The following is a 21,393-nucleotide window of genomic DNA, read 5'->3' on the forward strand; positions in this document are numbered from 1 at the left end:
CCTCCTCTTTTTATCTATATGATATATCATTTTCTTTTAAAGAACACAAAGCCGTTCTTTTCACCGATTACTTCAAGGTTCGGGTCTTTTTTCCAGATTTCGCTGTCGCTTACACGGCATACAAAAAATGTAGGTTTGTCTACCGGACCACTTAACAACCAGTCCTTGTTATAATAGTTCTTATTGGCTGGCGGGAGTTTTTTTGTGTAGAACAAGTGGGCGTAGCTATGATACTTCAGCACCTGTACATAGCTGTCTTTTCCTTCAAAGGTCTTAAAGAAATCAATGGCGGCGCCCTGGGAGTACCGCTCTATCTTTGGCGTAAAGTGTACGATAGTGACCTGTATAGCCGCTATTGTGCTCAGGAACATGCACAACAGTCCCGCCTTTACCTTTTTCTGGAATAACAGCACCGAGCTTATAATGATCAGCAGCATATACCCGCCACCGTAGGCAATTTCCCAGGCAGACCAGGGGACCCGGGCCTGGAGATTGGCTTGTGCGAACCTGTCGCCGATATGCGGGATCAGTACATCTTTATAGATGCCTATTACCGGCAAGAGGGCAATGGCGATACCGATTGCAAGGCCGGTCAGCAGCATTAATACTATATTCCAGGCGTGTAGTTGCAGTTTGTTCTCTGCGATCCGGTATAACTGCCAGGCGGCAAGGAAACTAAGCGGGAAGTAGCAGAGTGAAGAATAGTGTACGATCTTGGTTTCCACTATGGAGAACAAGATAAGTACCACCCAGAACAGGACCCACATCCAGGTTTTGAAATCCTTTACTTCAGCCGGAGTTGAACCGGTATAAATGGATTTGCCTTTTCGTCCCCTGATGTAAGTGAATAGAAAAATGCTTGCGGGAAAGCAGCCTATCAGCAGCACTATCCAGTGGTAAAAGAAAGAACCTCCATGACCGGCATCGGGGGTGGTAAGCAGTCTTATCTGATAGGTAACGAATTCGTTGATAAACCACCAGCCGTGTGCGATGAGCTCATAACCGAACCACAGGGCTGTTGTGATGAAGGCAACGAGCGCGATCAGGCCTACGCTGGCCAGGCTGATACCAATTTTCCCTTTTTTGTATATCCAGTAGAACGGCAGCGTCAGTATGCTGATCAGGATGGCTACGGGCCCTTTGGTCAACACCGCCAGGCCGAGGAATATGCCGCTCAGCATGGCCATTCGCGATGGCTTAGCGGCATAGGCTATACGGAAGGCGCAATAAATGGCCAGGAATATGAAAAAGTTGAAGGTAGGATCTATGATACCTGATTTGAAATAGAAGTGAGGCAGCCAGGAGCCGGCATATGCCAATGCCCACCATAAGCCCAGCTTTTCGTCGGCCAGCTTTTTGCCAATACCATAGAGCGTCACCAGTGTGGCAATACCAAGAACACCATTCGGGAAACGGGCCGCAAATTCATTCACACCAAAGATGTGCATACTGGCAGCCTGCAACCAGATAAATAGAGGTGGTTTTTCCCAGAAAGGCTGGAAATCGATCTGTACCTGTGAGTAGTTGTGCGTAACGATCATCTCTCTTGCTGCTTCCGCAAAATTGATCTCATCCCAGTCGAACAGATCCACTGCCCCAAGGAATGGTACAAAAAGAATCGCAGCTGCTATGGCTATCAACAGGTATTTCATAAATCATCCAAGTCAACAAAAATAACTAAATCAGGTCAGACCAATGACCGGTTCTGCAGCTGCTTCAGGAGATGACTTCATCCTTCTCTGGTGGAACAGTGTGTAAACAACCAGGCTGCTCGTGGTACCGATAATGCTACCTGCGTACACATCCACAAAAAAGTGTTGTGCCAGGTAAATTCTTGAATAGGCGGCCAGTAATGCCAGTGTTAAGAACGCAAATCCGGCTAATTTATTCCTGCAGATCAGCGTTAAAAAAGTGAACATGGCAAAAGCAGTCGTTGTATGCCCGGAAGGAAAACTGCAGGAGCCATGCACAGGTACCCATTTTACCGTGTGTACCAGCACCGCTGTATCAGCAAAATAAAGTGACGGTCTTGGCTCATTGAAATAATGCTTGGCCACCTGCACGATGAGTGTAACCAGTAACAATATTGTACCGGCGTTCAGGAACAGTTTGTATTTTCTGAAGGCCAGAATAAAGACCAGCATAACAGCAAACGTGATACCATCTCCAATATAAGTGGTACCCGTCATGATCACATCAGCCCATGGAGCATGCGCATGGTTGATGGCCAGGAATAATTCTGCATGTGTGAAATAGACCTGTAATAAAGCTCCTCCAACGATCCAAATAAGGAATGGCAAAAAGAAGCTGGCGTTCTTCCCTAACAGTGTATTTAGTGTTTTCATAGATGTAGGTTGTGACCCCCCCATAAGAAGAGCCGGGCATAGGATGTTCAGACATTTTCCTTTCGCGGGGCACAGGTTCATCCTGCGCCGGCAAACATGGTTTGCCCGGAAAATGAATACTGAAAATCTTGAAGCGGATAGCTACTGGCTTATGGCTGTCAAGTTGTAGGCTTTGTGTTTAATTTTTTAAAGAGCTTTTTTATATTACTGAATATCCTGAAATAGAACTCTTTATTGAATAACTGGGAATCATTCAATGCTTTGTATATCAGGAACATAGCAATAGGCATAAGGACTATATTGGAGAGCCACATACCACTCCAGGTGGTCATCACGTCTTTTCTGGCCATCTTCTCTCCGACCATGAAAAATATGTTAAAAATCACAAAAAACACAACAGCAAATATCAAAGGTGTGCCCAAACCGCCTTTTCTGATGATAGAACCCAGCGGGGCGCCTATCAGGAACATCACAATACAGGAAAACGCCAGTGTAAATTTGCGCTGCCACTCTACTTTATGAAGCAGGAGGGTGCTGTGTTTATCGCCAAACTCCCTGGCAGGCCCTTCCAGGTTATTCTGTCCGTCACGTATGTTCTGTTCGGTCCTCTCCATGACATAACGAAGTGATTTTTCCGGAATGACATCCTTAAATGATGTGATATTGGCAGCCAAAGGAGGCGCTTTGGCCAGCCAGCCTGTATCTTCCCACTTATAGAAAGGATAGCGGGTGGTGATATAGGCATTGACGGTGCGGGAGAACAGTTTTTCTTCCTTGTACAGGGAATCTATGGCCTTATCCAGTTGTCTCACATTCAGCATTTGCTGGTTGGAGGCAAAAAGGCCCATGTCCAGCCTGCTGAAGGCGAAGGAGCTCAGGTCAAATGCTTTTTTGTACTCCCTGAAGCCGAGACGGATCAGTTCTCCCGGGGTACTGGAACTGCGATTGTTGCGTTCCTCATAGCGCCATCCTTTTTCCAGTACGAAGTACAGGAAACGTTTGTCGGTAGAAAGCAGCATTGTACCTTTTTCAGCCAGTATAACCTTATCGCCTCCTCCGGGAGTATGGTCGATGATCATTACCTGGTGAATGGTCTTATTATCGCTCTCTTTCTGTGCTACTTTGATGGTATAGTCGGGAATGTCTGTATAAAACACGCCGGCCTTGATATTGAAGGCGGGTTTTGAGTTGGTAATATCGTACAGCAGTGACTTAGCCCGAAGGTTGGCCACCGGCATGGCATAGTTGTTAAAAAGAAAAGCCAGGACGGCGATCGAGGTACAAACGAGCAGGAGTGGGCGCATGAAGCGGGTGAGAGAGATGCCTGATGATTTCAGTGCCACCAGTTCGAAGCTTTCTCCCAGGTTACCGAAGGTCATGATGGATGAGAGCAGTACGGCCAGCGGAAGGGCCAGCGATACCAGGTTGGCGCTCGTGTAGGTAATCAGCTCTATGATCACGGGAGTATCGAGCCCTTTACCTACCAGGTCATCGATATACTTCCACAGGAATTGCATCACCAGTACAAACAGTGTAACAAAGAAGGTTGCCACAAAAGGCCCCATGAATGTTTTAATGATGAGCTTATCCAGTTTTTTCACTTCCTGCGTATAATGTTAGTTCGGTGCCGTATGGACGTTAATTCGTACATGAAGCGCACAAATTTAACATCATTTATGAAAGTGATGTCAAGTATGGATTAAAATTAGCGTTAAAATTCCCCTGAATGGTAAGCGCTGGCGTAAATTTATGGGATGGAAATAATCTCACTGACAGCGGAAGAACAGGCGTTGGTTGTTAACGCAGATTGGTTGTATCTGAAAAACAATGTCTTACAGAAAGTAATGACATTGATGGGGCAGTTGCAACAGGTGTTGGAAGCACATCCGGGCACAAAGACATTTCCTTTTCCCGGCCACACGCTGCAGGCGGGAGGGAAAATATCCCGGGGAGAGCGGTACAGGGAATTACCTTATATCATACTGGATTATCCCCGTTTTTTCAGCAGGGACAATATTTTCGCATTCCGCACCATGTTCTGGTGGGGACATTACTTCATTGCTACCCTGCACCTGGCAGGGGAGGAGAAGGAAAAGTATAGTGACGCGATCGCTTCAGCCTGGCATCAGTTGTCAGCGCATCAGTTTCAGGTCTATCTTCAGGAAGACCCCTGGCATCACGATTTAGAAAATGGGAACTACAAATTAATATCAGCCATACCGGTACTGGAATTCAAGCAGCTGATCGCCCGGCGTTCTTTTATTAAACTTGCTAAACCTTATAGTTTTGAAGAATGGGGAAAGATAGTTCCGGAGGTAGTAAGAGATTATGCTCTTCTGCTACAGGTACTGGTCCGTACTGACTGACCGCTTAGTTCCCTATCCTGTGGAAGAGGTCTTTCACCTGATAGTCCCATAATTGGCTCTGGTCGGCTATCTCTTTCTTTTCTGCAAAATCTTTAACGATCAGGATTGTTTCATTGGTCACTTCGGAGATCTGTATGCGAAATTCAAAGAATTCTTCCTTGGGCGCATGTTTCCAATGCAGACGGATAAATTCATCTTCTTCCTGTTCCAGCACTTCAGCCTCTTCGGTGGAGCCGTTCCATGAAAAGGAGAAGACGCTGTCCCTGTAGTCTACTTTATCTGCGAACCACTCCTGAAGACCTGCGGGGGTGGAAAGGAATTCGTATAAGATACTTGGTGAGCACCGTACCGGATATTCCAACTCATATTGCACTTTCTTTGACATCGCTCAAGTAATTAGTAAATCAATAGCATCTGGCTGCAATTATAGAAAATTATTTATTCTGTCAAAATTATTTTGCAATTTTTTTTAATAATTGACGAAAATCTTGTACACTTTATAAATAACAATTCTATTAGGAAAATTATAAATACATTAGCAATCTGCACCGTTTGTTTTCACGGCTTTTTGTGGGAAAATCCTAATTTGATGGTCCTAATATTAAGTTGTGAATGATGAAACGTTTTTGCTTGAAAATGGTTTAATAACCAATTATTTTTTTTGGGAGCTATCTAAAAAAACTTATTTTTGTCTGGCATTCATCAAATAGGGTAACATTTTATTAACCTGTAACTGTTCCGATTCTTTATGTCAATGCGCCAACTCAAAATCACGAAATCCATCACGAATAGGGAATCCCAGTCCCTGGAAAAATATTTGCAGGAAATTGGGAAGGTGGATTTAATTACTCCGGAGGAAGAAGTGAACCTGGCTATCCGCATTAAGCAGGGGGATCAGAGAGCGCTGGAAAAGCTTACCAAAGCTAACCTCCGTTTTGTTGTGTCTGTTGCAAAGCAGTATCAGAACCAGGGCTTATCTCTCAGTGACCTGATCAACGAGGGAAATCTGGGCCTGATCAAAGCAGCACAGCGTTTTGACGAGACCCGCGGGTTTAAGTTCATTTCCTATGCTGTATGGTGGATCCGTCAATCTATTCTGCAGGCATTGGCAGAGCAGAGCCGTATCGTACGTTTGCCACTCAACAAAGTGGGTTTGAGCAATAAGATCAGCAAGGCATATTCTCAACTGGAACAGGAATTTGAAAGAGAGCCGTCTCCTGACGAACTGGCAACCATCCTCGAGATCAATACGGAAGAAGTAGAAGCCACTTTAGGCGTTGCTGCCCGTCACGTATCCATGGATGCACCGTTCATCGATGGTGAAGACAACTCGCTGCTGGATGTACTCGCTAATCCGAATGCGGTAAATGCAGATGAAGAACTGGATCACCACGATTCACTGCGTCGCGAAATAGAACGTTCTTTGTCCACGCTGACAGACAGGCAGAAAGATGTGATCATCCTTTACTTCGGCATAGCGGTTGAGCATCCTATGTCACTGGAAGATATAGGCGAGAAATTTGGCCTGACACGCGAAAGGGTACGTCAGATCAAAGACAAAGCGATCACAAAATTGCGTACTACTTCCCGCAGCAAACTGCTGAGAAATTACCTGGGAAGTTGATTACGGGTTCAGCGGAGTGATGTTTTAGAAAAAAGTAACTTACTTTATATAAGAAAAAGGTGAATATCGGGTAGATATTCACCTTTTTTCGTTATTTGCGGCCTTCTGGTGGTTTACAATTTACTTTATATTATTTTTGCAACCCCTGAAGCTATCAGTCCCGACAGGACGGATGCAGAATGGCAAAAAATTAAACAAGAAAAAAATGTTTGAATCATTATCAGAGCGGCTCGACTCAGCGTTTAAACAACTGAAAGGCGAAGGCCGCATCAGTGAGATCAATGTAGCTTCTACAGTGAAAGAAATACGCCGGGCGCTGGTAGATGCTGATGTTAACTATAAAATTGCAAAGGATTTTACAGACCGTGTAAGGGAAAAGGCCCTGGGTGAAAAGGTAATTACCGCTATTTCTCCCGGACAGCTGATGGTGAAGATCGTGAAGGACGAACTGGCTGAACTGATGGGCGGCACGGAGTCCGAACTGGACATAAAGGCAAATCCAACTGTAATATTGATCGCTGGTTTGCAGGGTTCCGGTAAAACAACCTTTTCCGGTAAGCTGGCTAATTTCCTGAAGACAAAGAAGGGAAAGAAACCGCTATTGGTAGCGGCAGATATATACCGTCCGGCGGCGATCGATCAGCTGAAAGTGCTGGGTGAGCAGATAGGAGTGGAGGTATATAATGAACCTGAAAACAAGGATGCGGTAAAGATAGCACAGAATGCGATCCAGCATGCCAAACAGCAGGGTAACAACATCATCATTATCGATACTGCCGGCCGTCTGGCTGTAGATGAAGTGATGATGACCGAGGTAGCTAACGTAAAGGCTGCTGTAAAACCCAATGAGATCCTGTTTGTGGTAGACTCCATGACCGGTCAGGATGCCGTGAATACAGCCAAAGCGTTCAATGAGCGCCTGGATTTCAGCGGCGTGGTGCTTACCAAACTGGACGGCGATACCCGTGGTGGTGCGGCCCTGACTATCAAGTATACGGTAGAGAAGCCCATCAAGTTTGTGAGCATGGGCGAAAAGCTGGATACGCTGGATGTATTCTATCCTGAACGTATGGCGCAGCGTATCCTGGGGATGGGTGATATCACCACCCTGGTAGAACGTGCCCAGGAGCAGTTCAACGAAGAACAGGCAAAGAAACTGGAGAAGAAGATCCGTCAGAACCAGTTCGACTTTGAAGATTTCCGCGAACAGCTGCAGCAGATCAAAAAAATGGGTAACTTGAAAGACCTGATGGGAATGATCCCGGGGGTTGGAAAGGCTATAAAAGACATCGACATCAGTGATGATGCATTTAAGGGCATTGAAGCCATGATCGGTTCCATGACGCCGTACGAACGGAGCAATCCTGATATTATTGATGGCAGCCGCCGCAAGCGTATAGCGAAGGGCGCCGGGAAAAATATCCAGGATGTGAACCAGTTCATGAAGCAGTTTGACCAGATGCGCCAGATGATGAAGATGATGAACAAGTTTGGAGCTGGTGGTAAAGGACTGAGAGCTTTCGGCAGATAAGATTCAGGAGAAATTCTACAATTTGTAGACTTTTAACAGAAAATATTTTGAACTGTCGGGTTTAAAAATTACCTTTGCTGCCCCAATTAAATATTTTTTCATAACTCGCAAAAAAATAACTCGAATTATTTATGCCAGTAAAAATCAGACTACAACGTCATGGCGCTAAGAAGAGACCTTTTTATTTTATCGTAGTTGCCGATGCTCGCGCGCCAAGAGATGGTAAATTCATCCAGAAGATCGGTACTTACAATCCGCTGACTGTTCCTGCCTCTATCAACATTGATACAGAAAAGGCACTGCGTTGGTTGCAGAAAGGTGCACAGCCTACAGACACCGTAAGAAGAATCCTTTCATTTAAAGGTGTTCTCTACCTGAAACACCTGTTGAGAGGTGTGAAACTGGGTCTGTTCGATGAGCCTACTGCTTTCCAGAAATTCGAACAATGGCAGGCTGAACACGAGCAGAAAGTTGCTGCCCGTCGTGACAGTCACAAAAAAGCCAGAGTTGCAACTCCAATCGTAAGAAGAGTAGAAGATAGTCCTGCTCAGCCTGAAGGTGGCGAAGCATAATCAAAGCTTTTAAATCATATTGAAAGGGAAATATTTGTACGCAAATATTTCCCTTTTTCATAGCCGGAAGGACATGTATCGTATATGAATAATTACTTCAGCATAGGGAAACTGGTATCGGTATTTGGACTACAGGGAGAACTGATCCTGAAGCACAGTCTTGGGAAAAAAACGTCTCTGCCCGGAGTGGAAGCATTATTCCTGGAAGAGCGCAAGAACAGCTTTATTCCATACTTTGTTCAGAAGACCAGTGTGAAGGATCACGAGCATGTGTTTGTAAAGCTGGAAGGGATAGACACTAAGGAGGCAGCCCGGAGGCTGGTACAGGTGCCTGTTTATCTGGGTGAAGAGGATTTCAAAAAGCAGGCAGCCTCTTCCGCTCCTTTGTCGATGCTTGGGTATGCGGTGCATGATAAACAGCAGGGAGAGCTGGGTGTGATCGAAGAAGTAATAGAAATGCCGATGCAGGTGTTGGTAAAGGTCATTTTCCGGGAAAAGGAGATGCTTTTACCCCTCAATGAGCAGTCGCTTGTAAAAGTGGATAAAAAGCACCAGATCGTCCATGTAGATCTTCCGGAAGGCTTGCTGGATATCTATCTGGAATAGAAGCGCGCATTTATTGTTCACTATGGCCTTAAAACGGCTGGTTGAGCCATTAAATATGAGAATTGATATCATTACTGTACAACCGGGGTTGCTGGAAAGTCCATTTTCCCATTCAATATTGAAGCGGGCACAGACAAAAGGGCTCCTGGAGATACATACACATAATCTGCGGGATTATTCCACTCTTAAGCATCAGCAGGTAGATGACTACCAGTTTGGCGGGGGAGCGGGCATGGTAATGATGCTGGAGCCGGTGGTAAACGCCATTGAGAGCCTGCAGGCGAAGGTGAAGTATGATGAGGTGATCTATCTGACGCCAGACGGGGAAACCCTGAACCAGCGGATCGCCAACCAGTTGTCCCTGAAAGGGAACCTGCTGCTGTTGTGCGGGCACTATAAAGGGATTGACGAGCGTATCCGCATTCACTTTGTGACAAAAGAGATCTCTATCGGCGATTATGTATTGTCTGGCGGGGAGCTTGCAGCAGCTGTGCTGGTGGATGCCATTGGCAGGCTGATACCCGGCGTGCTGAATGATGAGACCTCCGCTTTGCTGGATTCATTCCAGGACAATCTGCTGGCGCCGCCTGTATATACCCGTCCGGAAGAATTCAGGGGCTGGCGGGTGCCCGACGTGCTGTTAAGCGGCGATCACAAGAAAATTGATAACTGGCGGCACGACCAGGCGCTGGAGCGCACAAAGGAACGTCGTCCGGATCTGTTATAAAATTTGGTTGATTGTCAACCGTTTGAAAAAATATTCTTTAATAAAAGGAGTTGTTATTTGGAAGTTGTGTATTTCTCAGTTACCTTTGCACTCCGATAAATATTTGAAAGATGAACGCTATTTCTTTTGTTCACGAGCAACTGACAGGTAAGAAATCCTACCCGAAGTTTAAGGCCGGTGACAACGTCACTGTTAACTATAAAATTGTTGAAGGTAACAAGGAAAGAATCCAGTCCTTCAAAGGTGATGTTTTGAAAGTACAGGGTACTGGTGCAACCGTATCCTTTACAGTAAGGAAAATCTCTGATGGTGTAGGTGTAGAAAGGGTATTCCCGCTGTTCTCTCCTCACATTGACGGGATCATCCTGAACAAGGTTGGTAAAGTAAGAAGGGCTAAGCTGTTCTACCTGCGCGAACGTGCTGGTAAAGCTGCCCGTATCAAAGAGAAAAGGGTTTAGTATAAATACAGGGAAATTAGTGATAACGGGGACCGTTCCGGTTCCCGTTTTTTTCATTTCTATGAAAACCGGATGCCACGTAGAGGGGAACTCTTAAAATAGAATTAAAACTTTGCAGGTCATTCCAGGTATGCCTAAATCCCGAATATATTTACCTATCTTTGTTTGCTTAACGTTTAAAACTGAGAAAATGACTGCCGTTATAGTTAAATCACCACTTTTATTATTCCAGGAATTAGGTATGACAGAATTACTTTTAATCGCTTTGGTTGTATTGCTGTTGTTTGGTGGTAAGAAAATTCCAGAACTGATGCGTGGCCTTGGTAAAGGTATCCGTGAGTTCAACGACGCGAAGAACAATGTGCGCAAAGAGATCGAAGATGGTATGAAAGATCAGCCAGCTACGACTGACCACAAGAATGCCTAATTAATATCCTGCTTGCAGGAAAATTGGAATTTCTCGTTTCTTTGATTCAAACGTGAATAGTGGAATAGTGTGCCTGTGAAGGAGATTGCATCAATCACTGTATTAGCTGCTATATACCAGTATGCCAACTGAACCGTCATTCGGTTTCGGCTTTCAAGTTTGACCTGAGCAATTATTTTATAAGAAATTAACTGGTTTGGCTTTGTCTGAATTCAGCAGTATATCGGCTTTTCAAGAAGCATTATACGCCGGCAGAACAACCTGTACGGAGATGGTACGGTATTACCTGTACCGGATTGAACAGACAAAACACCTGAATGCTTTTCTGGAAGTTTTTGAGGAGGAAGCCCTGGCGAAAGCGCATGCACTGGATATCCGGATTAAAAACGGGGAGCCTGTGGGAGCGCTTGCTGGCGTTGTGATAGGCATTAAGGATGTTATCTGTTATAAAGGACATAAAGTAAGCGCTGCTTCTCGCATACTGGAGGGATTTACTTCCCTGTATTCTGCTACAGCTGTGGAAAGGCTGCTGGCAGAAGATGCTATAATCATTGGCAATCTCAACTGTGATGAATTCGCAATGGGATCTACTAATGAGAATTCGGCATATGGCCCGGTGTTGAACGCGTTGGACAATACCCGTGTACCGGGTGGGTCATCCGGCGGTTCGGCGGTGGCAGTACAGGCGGATCTTTGTATGGTAAGCCTGGGGAGTGATACAGGAGGATCTGTAAGGCAACCGGCTGATTTCTGTGGTATCGTGGGATTAAAGCCAACTTATGGACGTATATCCCGCTACGGACTGATCGCTTATGCCTCATCCTTTGATCAGATAGGCATTTTTGGCAGGAATATTGCAGATGTGGCGAGGGTCCTACAGGTAACTGCAGGACCGGATGGATATGATAGTACCGCTTCGAAAGAAGAAGTACCTGATTATCAGATCGTGCACAATAAATCCTGGAAAATCGCGTATTTAAAAGACGCGTTGTTCCACCCCGGCCTCGATGAGGAGATGAAGGAAGGATATACCAGCTTTTTTGAAGAACTTAAAGCTGCTGGGGATACAGTTACAGCAGCCGATTTCGCTTATCTCGATTATGTAGTGCCAGCATATTATGTGCTTACTACCGCAGAAGCTTCGTCCAACCTGTCACGGTTCGATGGAGTAAAATACGGACACAGAACATCTCTTAAAAACCTGGAACTGGCCGACTTTTATAAGAAAAGCAGGTCTGAAGGTTTTGGAAAAGAAGTAAAACGACGTATATTACTGGGGACTTTTGTACTTAGTGCAGGGTATTACGATGCATACTTCACTAAGGCACAACAGGTTAGAAGACTGGTGGTAGATAAATTGTCAGAAATACTATCTCAGTATGATGCCATTATTATGCCAACAGTGCCTTCTACGGCATTTAAAATAGGTGAAAAAGCGGACGATCCAATAGCCATGTACCTGGCAGATATTTACACGGTACTGGCAAATCTGGCTGGGGTACCGGCAATTTCCGTACCTTTGCAGCGGCATTCAAACGGAATGCCATATGGTGTACAGATCATCACAAAGCAATTTAGCGAAGCAAACCTGTTGAGCATTGCGGAACACGTAATGCAAATACGGAGGGTTACTCCTGTTTAAAATAAATATGTGTATGAGGAAAATCTTTTTACTACTGCTGTTGCCAACTTTGGGTGCAGGGACTTTTGAGGCGATTGGTGGCAATGGTGTACCTAAAGAGATGGTTACTCCCTATGGAGGACCGGATACTACGGTACTGAACCACAAAATACGTTTACCTAAAGACACAGCTATTGTGCCTTCGGAAACGTCACAGACTGTGCGCAAGAATGCTCAGAGTCTCCCGTCCAGCATCAGCAGCCCCAAGGTTTATGAACAGATCAACAACAACATTGTAGCTGGATACATCAATAACTTTGCCAGCAGATACAGTCAGCATCTGCAGGTAATGGTATCCAAAGGCCAGCCTTACTTTGTAATGGTGGAGAAGATCTTCAGGGAACATGGTATTCCCGAAGAGATGAAATATCTCGCCGTAATTGAATCCAGCTTTAATACTAATGCACGTTCCCGTGTAGGAGCCGTAGGAGCCTGGCAGTTTATGTCCGGTACCGCGCGCATCTTCGGCCTCAGTGTGGGTAAAAAAGTGGACGAAAGAAAAGACTTCTATAAGTCTACTGTGGCAGCTGCCAAGTTCCTGAATGAACTGTACAACCAGTTCGGCGATTGGTTACTGGTAGTAGCTGCTTACAACTGCGGACCCGGCGGCGTACAGCGTGCTATGAACGCCAGCGGACGCACCGATTTCTGGGGTATGCAATACTTCCTGCCCGCAGAGTCCCGTAATCATGTTTACAAATTCATTGCTACAGGGTATATCCTCGATAGGTTCAATAACTTCTTCGGTGTGGGCGACGATATGACCAGCACAGTAGTCAACAGTGCTGCAGTTCCGGGTACCGCTTCCGCTTCTACTGAACTGACAGAAGAAGAAATGTTCAACACAGTTGAATTCAATATTTCCGGCAAATACCGCCTGGATGCTATTGCAAAGAAGCTGAACATGGAACTGACAGAACTGGAACACCTGAACCCCGATTTTGCCAGAATGATGGCAAGCCCGGAAAACAGCTATGATCTGAGAATTCCTAAAGACAAAATGAAGGAATTCCAGACCGAAAAAGAGGAGATCCTGAAAGAGTCCCTGCAGATGATGCTGGACGATAGGGCTACCACTTTAGACAAGTCCCGCTTCCCGGCGCCAGCTAAAATAGCTGCTCCAGCTGAAGCTAAGGCCAGAAAGACAGTAACTGCTTCCAAAACTAAAGCTACCAGATCTGCGAAAACAACCGCAAAAGGTAAAACAAGTAAAGCAGCTACCGCTAAAAAGAAAACAGTGGCGAAGAAAACAACTGCTAAAAAGCCGGTAACTAAAAAAACGACTTTGAAAAAGACAACACTTCGTTAAACATAATTCGTAAAAAAGAAAAGCCTGATCATTTGATCAGGCTTTTTCTTTTTTTATTACTTTTGTATTTAGATGATTGTCTAAATATATAATCATGAATACTGTATTTAAAGCCCTAAACGATAAAACCAGGCGGGATATACTGGAACTTTTGAAAGAAGGGGACAAGACCGCTGGCGAGATTGCCGATCACTTCAATTTTTCCAAGCCTACTATTTCACATCATCTGGACCTGCTGAGACAGGCGGAGCTGATCCTGAGCGAAAAAAAAGGGCAGTTTATCTCCTATTCTCTGAACACTACCGTAGTGGACGAGTTGCTGAAATGGGTTTTGCAATTTTCTTCAAATGCCAATAAAAGCACTGAAAATAAAAACCTTGGTTATGAAGGTCAATAACATCGGGAAGGAACTTCCTTTTATTTTGTTGTTTTTAATGCCCTGGACGGTATATCTGTTATTCCGGGAGCAATTGCCCGGGCTGGTAGCCTCACATTATACCGTGGTAAACGGGAAGTGGGTGGCGGATAGATATTCTTCACCTTTGGGATTACTGACGGGATTATCTGTGGGTGCCATTGTAGTATATCTTTCTATGTCCCTGCCGGCGGTTCTGAAGGGCGCCCGTCCGGAAATGAGCGCGGGTATGAAACAATGGCTGTATTATTTCAAGTTGGTAATAGTCGCCTTCATGCTTTTGCTGCCAGCATATTCTTTACTTGCTGCCAGCCATCAGTTACCAGACCTTTCCGACGCCAATATCGCCAATGCGTCTATGATCCTGCTGGTGATCATTCTCAATGTATTTCTGTTTTTACTCTTTTCACGCGCAAACAGGGACATGCCCAAACCTGTTTCTGAAAAATACTATAAGATCATCTGGGCAGGTACACATATCGTGACCAGCGCAGGGCCACTAATGGTAATTCTCTCCTCCCAGGGCATTCAAGCGCAAAGACTTATACCCGAACTGACCATGCTCTTTATTGCCATCTGCGGAAATCTGCTTTACAATGCCCGTCCGAACCGGTATATGGGCATCAGAACTCCCTGGACACTGCGTAATGAAGAAGTATGGAGAAGAACCCATCATGTAGGTGGGATATGGAGCTTTGTTGCCGGCATCGCTGGCTTTATCGTCTGCATTTTTGCCCCCGAGAGAATGCTTTCTGTGATAACACCGGCCATAGCAATTTCGATCGGCGTTTTCTGCATTGGTTATTCCTATTGGCAATATCGTAAGATCGTTACACATTGATGTAAATAAGAAAGCCGTCAGCAATGACGGCTTTCCTGATCTATAATGGTACAATGCATTATCACCCTATCTGGCTGGCATGTAAGCGGCTTTCCTCTACTTTTTTTACTATATCGAGCAAAGGTCCCGTCATGAATGTGGTGGCCAAGGCCATTAGTACAAGCATGGCAAAGATCTCAGGAGACAAAATGCCCAGGTCATAACCGATATTCAGCACCACCAGTTCCATCAACCCGCGGGTGTTCATCAGCGCTCCTATGCCCAGGGAATCGCTCCAGGACTGTCCCATCAGTTTTGCCGTCAACATACTGCCGCCAAGTTTTCCTCCTACTGCCACCAGCATGATCAGGCCAAATACAGCCCAAAGGTGTCCTTGTCCAAGGAGGCCGATCTGCGTACGCAGCCCGGTAAAAACAAAGAAGATCGGGAGTAGCAGCAAAACACTTACATCTTCCAGTTTGTCTGTCAGCAGCTTTTGTACGGATACTTCCGCAGGCATGATCACACCTGCCAGGAAAGCGCCGAACAAGGCATGAATACCGATCACTTCTGCCGCCCATGCAGAGAACAACAGTGTTATAAAAGCCAGTGCTACAACTGACTTCTGTTTATTAGCTGCCTGTAGTTTGATGATCTTTTTATTCAACCATGGTTTCAGTACGTATAACATAGCACCAAGGAACAGGAGCGCCATCACCATAGTAACTACAGCACTCCATAAGGTGCCGGCTTTTACGATAGTGATCACCACTGCAAGAATGCACCATGCAGTTACATCGTCGGCAGCTGCACAGGTAATAGCCAGTAAGCCCAGCGGGGTACCGCTGAGTTTTCTCTCCTGTACAATACGCGCCAATACAGGAAAGGCGGTGATGCTCATCGCAATACCCATAAACAATGCAAAGGAGAGGAAGTTCACATTGGCAGGTGAAAACTGCGGGTAAATATAGTAGGCCAGTAATACACCCAGGAAGAAAGGGAAAACGATGCTGGCATGACTGATCATTACAGCATCATGGGCTTTGTTCTTCATCTTATGTGTATCCAGTTCCATACCGACTACAAACATGAAAAAGGCCAGGCCTATCTGACTGAGGAATTGCAGGTTCTTAAAGCTATCAGCGGGAAAAATAAATGCACTTCCGGAAGACCAGAACATTCCCAGTAAAGAAGGTCCCAGGCAAATGCCGGCTACAATTTCACCTACAACTGCGGGTTGGCCGATCTTGTTTGCCAGCCATCCAAAAAGTCTTGCTGTCAGCAATATTAATATGATCTGCAATAACAACAGAGCCAGTGGATGTTGCACATTATGTACAAGCGATATCCATACGCTTTCAGCAGAACTCACAGTCGCCGGCGTGGTAGCTGGCGTTGCTGTAGTTGCAATATTGGCATGTGTAGTACCATCTGTGGTTAAATGGCTCCCCTGCCTTATGATAAACCAGATCAGGCACCCAAAAAAGCCGATAATCAGCGGATAAAGCAACAGTCTCTTATTCATAATTAATATCGGTTGGTTGTACGAAAGATAATAAGAATATCTAAGAGCATCCCGCTTATGTAGTATTAAATTACTTTAAAAGTTACCCGCATATAGCATCAGCTTGACAGAGGTTGTGTATCTTGTTGGCACTATGGATACAAGGAGAGACTTTATCAAAAAAGCAGCTTTATTATCAGGCGGTACGGGACTAGCGGGCGTATTGCCGGCATCTATTCAACGGGCGCTGGCTATTGATCCTGCCGCAGGAAGCACCTATCTCGACGCAGAACATGTAGTACTGCTCATGCAGGAAAACAGATCATTCGATCATGCGTTGGGAACATTAAGAGGAGTAAGGGGTTTTAACGACCCGCGTGCCATTACACTGCCTGATAAAAATCTTGTTTGGTTACAGTCAAATGCTGCAGGAGAAACGTATGCACCTTTCCGGTTGGATATTAAAGATTCGAAGGTAACCTGGATGAGTTCTCTCCCGCATTCCTGGGAAAACCAGGTAGATGCCCGCAATGAAGGAAAGTACGACAGGTGGCTGGATGTAAAACAATCCGGCAATAAAGAATATAAAGATCTGCCCCTTACCATGGGGTATTTCACAAGAGAAGACATCCCTTTTTACTATGCGCTGGCAGATGCATTCACGGTATGTGATCAGAACTTCTGTTCTTCTCTGACAGGTACAACCCCCAACAGGCTGTACTTCTGGACAGGCACTATCCGCGAAAGGCAAAGTCCGGACGCTGCGCCTAACGTGCGTAATTCAGAAGTCGATTATCCTGCACCTGCCAGCTGGACTACTTTTCCTGAGCGGCTGGAAGAGCATGGCATCAGCTGGAAAGTATACCAGAATGAGCTCAGTGTAGGTGTCGGTTTTAATGGTGAAGAAGATGCCTGGCTGGCTAACTTTACTGATAATCCGCTGGAATTCTTCTCACAGTACAGACCCCAGTTCTCAGTAGCCCATTACAAACATTTACAACAAAGCATCACCCGGTTGACAGCTGCTGTCAAAACACTTGAGGGCAAGATCAGTGAAGGAGGTAACACTGCCGCGTTGAGTAAGGAACTGGAGGAGAAGCAGGCACTGCTGACCAGGGTGAAAGAAGAGGAAGTTAAATGGCGGCCTGAGAAATTTAATCTGCTTTCTGAAAAGGAAAAGAGCATCCATAGAAAGGCATTTACGACGAATGAAAAGGATCCGGATTATCATCAGCTGACGACCCTTCAGTATCATGATGGTAATACGGAACGCACCATGCAGGTACCTAAGGGAGACATCCTTTACCAGTTCAGGGAGGATGTGAAAAAAGGAGAATTGCCCGCCGTATCCTGGATCGTAGCGCCGGAAAATTTTTCCGACCACCCGGGAGCCCCCTGGTATGGCGCCTGGTACCTTGCCGAGGTAATGGATATCCTGACACAAAATCCGGAAGTATGGAAGAAAACGATCTTTATACTGGCCTATGATGAAAATGACGGCGACTTCGACCATGTGCCGCCATTTGTACCACCGCATGGGCCTGGCACAGGGCTTGTCTCTGCCGGTATCGATACCAGCGTGGAATATGTAACCCGTGAACAGGAACTGCGAAAGAAAGACATGAAGGAAGAAGATGTGAGAGAGAGCCCTATCGGGCTTGGGTACCGTGTACCATTGATCATTGCTTCGCCATGGAGCCGCGGAGGTCTGGCCTGTTCGGAGGTATTTGACCATACATCGGTACTGCAGTTCCTGGAGCATTACCTCAGCCATAAAACAGGCAAATCCATTGTTGAAAGTAATATCACCGAATGGCGCCGTACGATATGTGGAGATCTGACCTCCGTGTTCCGTCCTTATAACGGGGAGAAAATGCATCTGCCTGTGTTCGGCGATAAAGATACCTTCATTGAAAGCATCCATAAGGCGCAGTTCAAAGAGGTGCCCTCCGGCTTTAAGAAGCTGACAGCCGCAGAGATTGCCGCCATTAACAAGGATACTACAGCACCACATATGGCAAGACAGGAAGATGGTATCCGTCCGGCATGCGCATTGCCATATGAAATATATGTTGATGGAAGACCTGGCGGTGACAGGAAATCCTTTGAGATAAAATTCACTGCCGGTACTGACCTGGCGGGCAAAAAGTCTGCCGGAGTACCATTCAATGTATATGCACCGGGCAAATACCTATCGGCAGATAAAGGTACTTATGAAGCTGTGAGAACATGGGCCTATGCAGTAAAAGCAGGAGACAGTCTGACAGACAAATGGCCTTTGGAAGCATTTGAGAACGGCCTGTACCATCTGCGGGTATATGGTCCTAACGGTTTCTACAGGGAATTTAAAGGAGATGAGAATGATCCATTGGTAGACGTGGTATGTGGATATGAACGAAAGGGCAAAGCATTTACGGGTAATATTTCTCTGCAGTTGAACAATACTGATCATACACACGTATATACTGTAGAGATCACTGATCATGCATATAAAAGCGGTGATCATAAGAAGGTACTGGCGGCAGGTGTAAAATCCTCTATGGTGCTTGATCTCAGCAAAAGCTACGGTTGGTATGATTTCAGCGTACGTATTTCCGGTAGCAGGACATTTGAAAGAAGATATGCCGGACATGTGGAAAACGGGAAAGTCACATTCAGTGACCCTGCGATGGGAAGGGTTAAGTTATAACGAACCTTTACCTTTGCAGACGAAACCACAAACACGTAATTATGGAATCAATAAAAGGTAAAAATGCACTGGTAACGGGTGCCGGAAAGGGAATAGGTAAAGCGGTGGCGAAACAACTGGCAGCGGAAGGCGTGAATCTCGCCTTGCTGGCACGCACGGAAAAAGATCTGCAGGCTGTTGCTGAAGAGTTAAAGGGAACAGGTGTAAAGGTGGTATATGCTGTTGCAGATGTGGCTGACAGACATGCTGTGGAAGCGGCGATAGAGAAAATGAGTACAGCGCTTGGCAGTATCGATATCCTGATCAACAATGCAGGCATCGGTAAGTTTGCAAAATTCCTGGAACTGGAGCCGGAAGAATGGGAGCAGGTAATAAAGGTGAACCTGTTTGGCGCCTACTATGTGATACGTGCAGTGCTGCCAGGAATGTTGTCCCGTCAGAGTGGAGATATCGTGAATATATCTTCTACCGCAGGACAGAAAGGGGCGCCGGTAACCAGCGCTTACAGCGCATCTAAATTCGGCCTTATAGGCATGTCTGATTCGCTGATGCAGGAAGTACGTAAATCTAATATAAGAGTAACGACATTAACGCCCAGTACCATTGCAACCGATATGGCGATAGATCTGAAACTGACAGACGGTAATCCTGAAAAGGTGATGCAGCCGGAAGATTTCGCTGAGCTGATCGTAATGCAGTTGAAACTGAACAGGCGAACATTTGTAAAGGAGGCCGGTTTATGGTCTACCAACCCCTGAGTAATCTTATCATATTGTTTCAAGGTCCCGCACATGGCGGGACCTTTATTTTTACATGGCTTGTAATAGCTGTATCTGATAGGCAACGGCCTGCGACTTCATCTTACGCAATATCAATGGCCACTGTACAGAAAAGAATGGCTGGAAAATACCTGATATTTCATTCATGAAATAAATATCGGCATCAGCAATATCCTTGGGATGATTGCCGGACAATATCCGGCTGAACATGGCCAGCAGGCCATTACTATCCTTGTCATTGGACCAGGCGGTAAACCACACTTTTTCCTTAATATAGACAGCACGGACCCACATGTCAGCAATCCAGCCCTGTACACGATAATGATCGTGCTTATATTTATCTTCTATCACCGGTAGTGACTTGGCAATACTATCTATATAATGCTGGCGGCTTTCTTCATCTTCCAAAAGGAGTACATCCTCGATCAGTTTATCCTGTGTTTCGTTTATTGACATAGACTCTCGTTTTAAGGTGACAATATGAAATTAAGAATATATGCCGAGGATGACCACTCTAAAACGGAAAATGTTTTTACGGTGACAGTTAATGTACGTATGATCCAAATTCTTAATTCAGGTAAGGATCCATAATGTTCTTAGGGGTGTAGGCCTCCTCACTCTTCCAGCTTTTTCGCGATCTTACTAATCAATTTTAGTCTGTCAATAATCACCAGCAGTACAAATGCTCCGCACAATACACCCAGGGCAGCAAACACCAGATAAGTGAAATAATGTATTGTCCACTCCAGTGATATTCTTACTCTGTGTATAAGACTGATCTTCTTTTCTGTTGCGCCTTCATACAATGACAGTTTTACCGTGCAGAACTCATTCTCTGTATCAAAATTGCCCAGTTCTACGCCCAGATCCTGCAGCTTACCTTCTGTCTCAAGTATCTTGTCGTGCAGCGACACGAGATCTGTAATAGGTCCCGGTTTTGATTTTAATTCATTGAGCGATTCCAGTGTTTTCAACAGGGATGCTTTTTGCGCATTGAGCTGGCGGTATTCGTTGGTCTTGTCTACTTTGGTGATCTGGGTTGCCCTGATGACACCAATTTTCTGAACGGCCAGGTAAAAGGAATCGAATGCCTCAGGATTCACGCCGATCATCAGGTGCAATTCCCTGCTGCCTTTCAGGCCCAGGGCCTGCTCATATTGTACAATGGCCTTAAAGGCTTCCGTCTGTGCAGCAATCTGTTTGCTGTCCTGTTCAAAATGGGAGGACTTTGTTTTAACAGAGGCTGTTTTCTCATATTTCTGACTGGGAGAAACGGCCATGTCAGGTTGATGCTGTGTGGTAGTGCCTTGAAATTGCATCTTTTCGGAAGCATAGTTTTTCCTGAGATTACTGATGCTCTCAAAGAAATCATTGCTGTAGTCGCCTGACTGGCGGCCATCGGGGGCTACATAGCCGTAAATGAACCTGAAGATAAACAGTATAAGGAAAACAAGGGCTGCCAAACGTACCAGTCCCCAGATACGGGCTTTAAAACTTTTCATCATATAGGGTATAAGTTATGTATGTAAGTTAAGGTAAT

At 45.5% G+C, this 21,393-nt stretch carries 20 protein-coding genes and 1 pseudogene; 14 read left to right on the forward strand and 7 right to left on the reverse strand.

Annotated elements, in window-relative coordinates; genetic code table 11:
- Positions 1–26 precede the first annotated feature (26 nt).
- The 3 genes from MYF79_RS06650 to MYF79_RS06660 form a co-directional block, all read right to left on the reverse strand.
- A complete protein-coding gene (locus MYF79_RS06650) occupies positions 27–1,652 on the reverse strand; it encodes an ArnT family glycosyltransferase (RefSeq protein WP_247813128.1) in 1,626 nt (541 codons plus the stop codon).
- Between the two features lie 30 nt (positions 1,653–1,682).
- On the reverse strand, positions 1,683–2,345 hold the full coding sequence (locus MYF79_RS06655) for a phosphatase PAP2 family protein (RefSeq protein ID WP_247813129.1): 663 nt from the start codon (positions 2,343–2,345) through the stop codon (positions 1,683–1,685).
- Positions 2,346–2,503: 158 nt separating this feature from the next.
- Positions 2,504–3,946, reverse strand: a complete 1,443-nt coding sequence (locus MYF79_RS06660) for an LptF/LptG family permease (protein ID WP_247813130.1) — start codon at positions 3,944–3,946, stop codon at positions 2,504–2,506.
- Positions 3,947–4,099: 153 nt separating this feature from the next.
- On the opposite strand from MYF79_RS06660, the gene MYF79_RS06665 reads away from it, so the two are divergent.
- The gene (locus tag MYF79_RS06665; RefSeq protein ID WP_247813131.1) at positions 4,100–4,711 is read left to right on the forward strand and encodes a hypothetical protein; all 612 of its coding nucleotides are present in this window, start codon (positions 4,100–4,102) and stop codon (positions 4,709–4,711) included.
- A 4-nt stretch (positions 4,712–4,715) separates the two neighbouring features.
- On the opposite strand, the gene MYF79_RS06670 is transcribed toward MYF79_RS06665, so the two are convergent.
- Positions 4,716–5,096 carry an START-like domain-containing protein gene (locus MYF79_RS06670; protein WP_089834283.1) on the reverse strand — a complete coding sequence of 127 codons (381 nt, stop codon included), beginning with the start codon at positions 5,094–5,096 and terminating at the stop codon, positions 4,716–4,718.
- Between the two features lie 369 nt (positions 5,097–5,465).
- Here MYF79_RS06670 and MYF79_RS06675 point away from each other — a divergent pair, with 369 nt between their 5' ends.
- The 11 genes and pseudogenes from MYF79_RS06675 to MYF79_RS06725 all read left to right on the forward strand — a co-directional run bounded on the left by MYF79_RS06675 (position 5,466) and on the right by MYF79_RS06725 (position 14,902).
- Positions 5,466–6,335 carry an RNA polymerase sigma factor RpoD/SigA gene (locus MYF79_RS06675; protein WP_044218015.1) on the forward strand — a complete coding sequence of 290 codons (870 nt, stop codon included), beginning with the start codon at positions 5,466–5,468 and terminating at the stop codon, positions 6,333–6,335.
- A gap of 205 nt (positions 6,336–6,540) precedes the next feature.
- Entirely contained in the window at positions 6,541–7,866 is a 1,326-nt protein-coding gene (gene ffh / locus MYF79_RS06680) for a signal recognition particle protein (RefSeq protein WP_199654915.1), read from the forward strand.
- A gap of 131 nt (positions 7,867–7,997) precedes the next feature.
- Positions 7,998–8,249: pseudogene (gene rpsP / locus MYF79_RS06685) on the forward strand (30S ribosomal protein S16); the annotation flags it as partial.
- A 273-nt stretch (positions 8,250–8,522) separates the two neighbouring features.
- Positions 8,523–9,044 (forward strand): ribosome maturation factor RimM, encoded by a 522-nt coding sequence (gene rimM, locus MYF79_RS06690; RefSeq protein ID WP_247813132.1) that lies wholly within the window; start codon positions 8,523–8,525, stop codon positions 9,042–9,044.
- Between the two features lie 55 nt (positions 9,045–9,099).
- On the forward strand, positions 9,100–9,771 hold the full coding sequence (trmD, locus tag MYF79_RS06695) for a tRNA (guanosine(37)-N1)-methyltransferase TrmD (protein ID WP_247813133.1): 672 nt from the start codon (positions 9,100–9,102) through the stop codon (positions 9,769–9,771).
- A 110-nt stretch (positions 9,772–9,881) separates the two neighbouring features.
- The gene (gene rplS / locus MYF79_RS06700) at positions 9,882–10,229 is read left to right on the forward strand and encodes a 50S ribosomal protein L19 (protein WP_089834278.1); all 348 of its coding nucleotides are present in this window, start codon (positions 9,882–9,884) and stop codon (positions 10,227–10,229) included.
- Between the two features lie 190 nt (positions 10,230–10,419).
- Entirely contained in the window at positions 10,420–10,656 is a 237-nt protein-coding gene (locus tag MYF79_RS06705) for a twin-arginine translocase TatA/TatE family subunit (protein ID WP_089834277.1), read from the forward strand.
- 271 nt (positions 10,657–10,927) lie between these two features.
- The gene (gene gatA, locus MYF79_RS06710; protein WP_247813134.1) at positions 10,928–12,298 is read left to right on the forward strand and encodes an Asp-tRNA(Asn)/Glu-tRNA(Gln) amidotransferase subunit GatA; all 1,371 of its coding nucleotides are present in this window, start codon (positions 10,928–10,930) and stop codon (positions 12,296–12,298) included.
- 13 nt (positions 12,299–12,311) lie between these two features.
- Positions 12,312–13,646: a lytic transglycosylase domain-containing protein gene (locus MYF79_RS06715; protein WP_247813135.1), complete on the forward strand. Its 1,335-nt coding sequence runs from the start codon at positions 12,312–12,314 to the stop codon at positions 13,644–13,646.
- Between the two features lie 94 nt (positions 13,647–13,740).
- On the forward strand, positions 13,741–14,043 hold the full coding sequence (locus MYF79_RS06720) for an autorepressor SdpR family transcription factor (protein WP_247813136.1): 303 nt from the start codon (positions 13,741–13,743) through the stop codon (positions 14,041–14,043).
- A complete protein-coding gene (locus MYF79_RS06725; protein WP_247813137.1) occupies positions 14,030–14,902 on the forward strand; it encodes an SdpI family protein in 873 nt (290 codons plus the stop codon). The genes MYF79_RS06720 and MYF79_RS06725 overlap by 14 nt, the downstream gene beginning before the upstream one ends.
- A 61-nt stretch (positions 14,903–14,963) precedes the next feature.
- Here MYF79_RS06725 and MYF79_RS06730 read toward each other — a convergent pair whose 3' ends face one another.
- Entirely contained in the window at positions 14,964–16,406 is a 1,443-nt protein-coding gene (locus MYF79_RS06730) for a cation:proton antiporter (protein ID WP_247813138.1), read from the reverse strand.
- A 133-nt stretch (positions 16,407–16,539) separates the two neighbouring features.
- Between MYF79_RS06730 and MYF79_RS06735 the strand changes: the two genes are divergently transcribed.
- Both MYF79_RS06735 and MYF79_RS06740 read left to right on the forward strand, forming a co-directional pair.
- Positions 16,540–19,074: a phosphocholine-specific phospholipase C gene (locus MYF79_RS06735; RefSeq protein WP_247813139.1), complete on the forward strand. Its 2,535-nt coding sequence runs from the start codon at positions 16,540–16,542 to the stop codon at positions 19,072–19,074.
- 41 nt (positions 19,075–19,115) lie between these two features.
- Positions 19,116–19,832, forward strand: a complete 717-nt coding sequence (locus MYF79_RS06740; protein ID WP_247813140.1) for a 3-ketoacyl-ACP reductase — start codon at positions 19,116–19,118, stop codon at positions 19,830–19,832.
- A 51-nt stretch (positions 19,833–19,883) separates the two neighbouring features.
- On the opposite strand, the gene MYF79_RS06745 is transcribed toward MYF79_RS06740, so the two are convergent.
- Together MYF79_RS06745 and MYF79_RS06750 are read right to left on the reverse strand one after the other, a co-directional pair.
- A complete protein-coding gene (locus MYF79_RS06745; RefSeq protein WP_247813141.1) occupies positions 19,884–20,309 on the reverse strand; it encodes a SufE family protein in 426 nt (141 codons plus the stop codon).
- A gap of 158 nt (positions 20,310–20,467) precedes the next feature.
- Positions 20,468–21,358: a DUF4349 domain-containing protein gene (locus MYF79_RS06750; protein ID WP_247813142.1), complete on the reverse strand. Its 891-nt coding sequence runs from the start codon at positions 21,356–21,358 to the stop codon at positions 20,468–20,470.
- Between the last annotated feature and the right edge of the window lie 35 nt (positions 21,359–21,393).

The sequence above is a fragment of the Chitinophaga filiformis genome (genome assembly GCF_023100805.1).
Classification (GTDB): Bacteria; Bacteroidota; Bacteroidia; order Chitinophagales; family Chitinophagaceae; genus Chitinophaga; species Chitinophaga filiformis_B.

Coding starts and splice junctions, on each gene's coding strand:
- MYF79_RS06650 (WP_247813128.1), bottom strand. CDS start 1,652: ATGAAATACCTGTTGATAGCCATAGCAGCTGCGATTCTTTTTGTACCA.
- MYF79_RS06655 (WP_247813129.1), bottom strand. CDS start 2,345: ATGAAAACACTAAATACACTGTTAGGGAAGAACGCCAGCTTCTTTTTG.
- MYF79_RS06665 (WP_247813131.1), top strand. CDS start 4,100: ATGGAAATAATCTCACTGACAGCGGAAGAACAGGCGTTGGTTGTTAAC.
- MYF79_RS06670 (WP_089834283.1), bottom strand. CDS start 5,096: ATGTCAAAGAAAGTGCAATATGAGTTGGAATATCCGGTACGGTGCTCA.
- MYF79_RS06675 (WP_044218015.1), top strand. CDS start 5,466: ATGCGCCAACTCAAAATCACGAAATCCATCACGAATAGGGAATCCCAG.
- ffh (WP_199654915.1), top strand. CDS start 6,541: ATGTTTGAATCATTATCAGAGCGGCTCGACTCAGCGTTTAAACAACTG.
- rimM (WP_247813132.1), top strand. CDS start 8,523: ATGAATAATTACTTCAGCATAGGGAAACTGGTATCGGTATTTGGACTA.
- trmD (WP_247813133.1), top strand. CDS start 9,100: ATGAGAATTGATATCATTACTGTACAACCGGGGTTGCTGGAAAGTCCA.
- rplS (WP_089834278.1), top strand. CDS start 9,882: ATGAACGCTATTTCTTTTGTTCACGAGCAACTGACAGGTAAGAAATCC.
- MYF79_RS06705 (WP_089834277.1), top strand. CDS start 10,420: ATGACTGCCGTTATAGTTAAATCACCACTTTTATTATTCCAGGAATTA.
- gatA (WP_247813134.1), top strand. CDS start 10,928: ATGGTACGGTATTACCTGTACCGGATTGAACAGACAAAACACCTGAAT.
- MYF79_RS06715 (WP_247813135.1), top strand. CDS start 12,312: ATGAGGAAAATCTTTTTACTACTGCTGTTGCCAACTTTGGGTGCAGGG.
- MYF79_RS06720 (WP_247813136.1), top strand. CDS start 13,741: ATGAATACTGTATTTAAAGCCCTAAACGATAAAACCAGGCGGGATATA.
- MYF79_RS06725 (WP_247813137.1), top strand. CDS start 14,030: ATGAAGGTCAATAACATCGGGAAGGAACTTCCTTTTATTTTGTTGTTT.
- MYF79_RS06730 (WP_247813138.1), bottom strand. CDS start 16,406: ATGAATAAGAGACTGTTGCTTTATCCGCTGATTATCGGCTTTTTTGGG.
- MYF79_RS06735 (WP_247813139.1), top strand. CDS start 16,540: ATGGATACAAGGAGAGACTTTATCAAAAAAGCAGCTTTATTATCAGGC.
- MYF79_RS06740 (WP_247813140.1), top strand. CDS start 19,116: ATGGAATCAATAAAAGGTAAAAATGCACTGGTAACGGGTGCCGGAAAG.
- MYF79_RS06745 (WP_247813141.1), bottom strand. CDS start 20,309: ATGTCAATAAACGAAACACAGGATAAACTGATCGAGGATGTACTCCTT.
- MYF79_RS06750 (WP_247813142.1), bottom strand. CDS start 21,358: ATGATGAAAAGTTTTAAAGCCCGTATCTGGGGACTGGTACGTTTGGCA.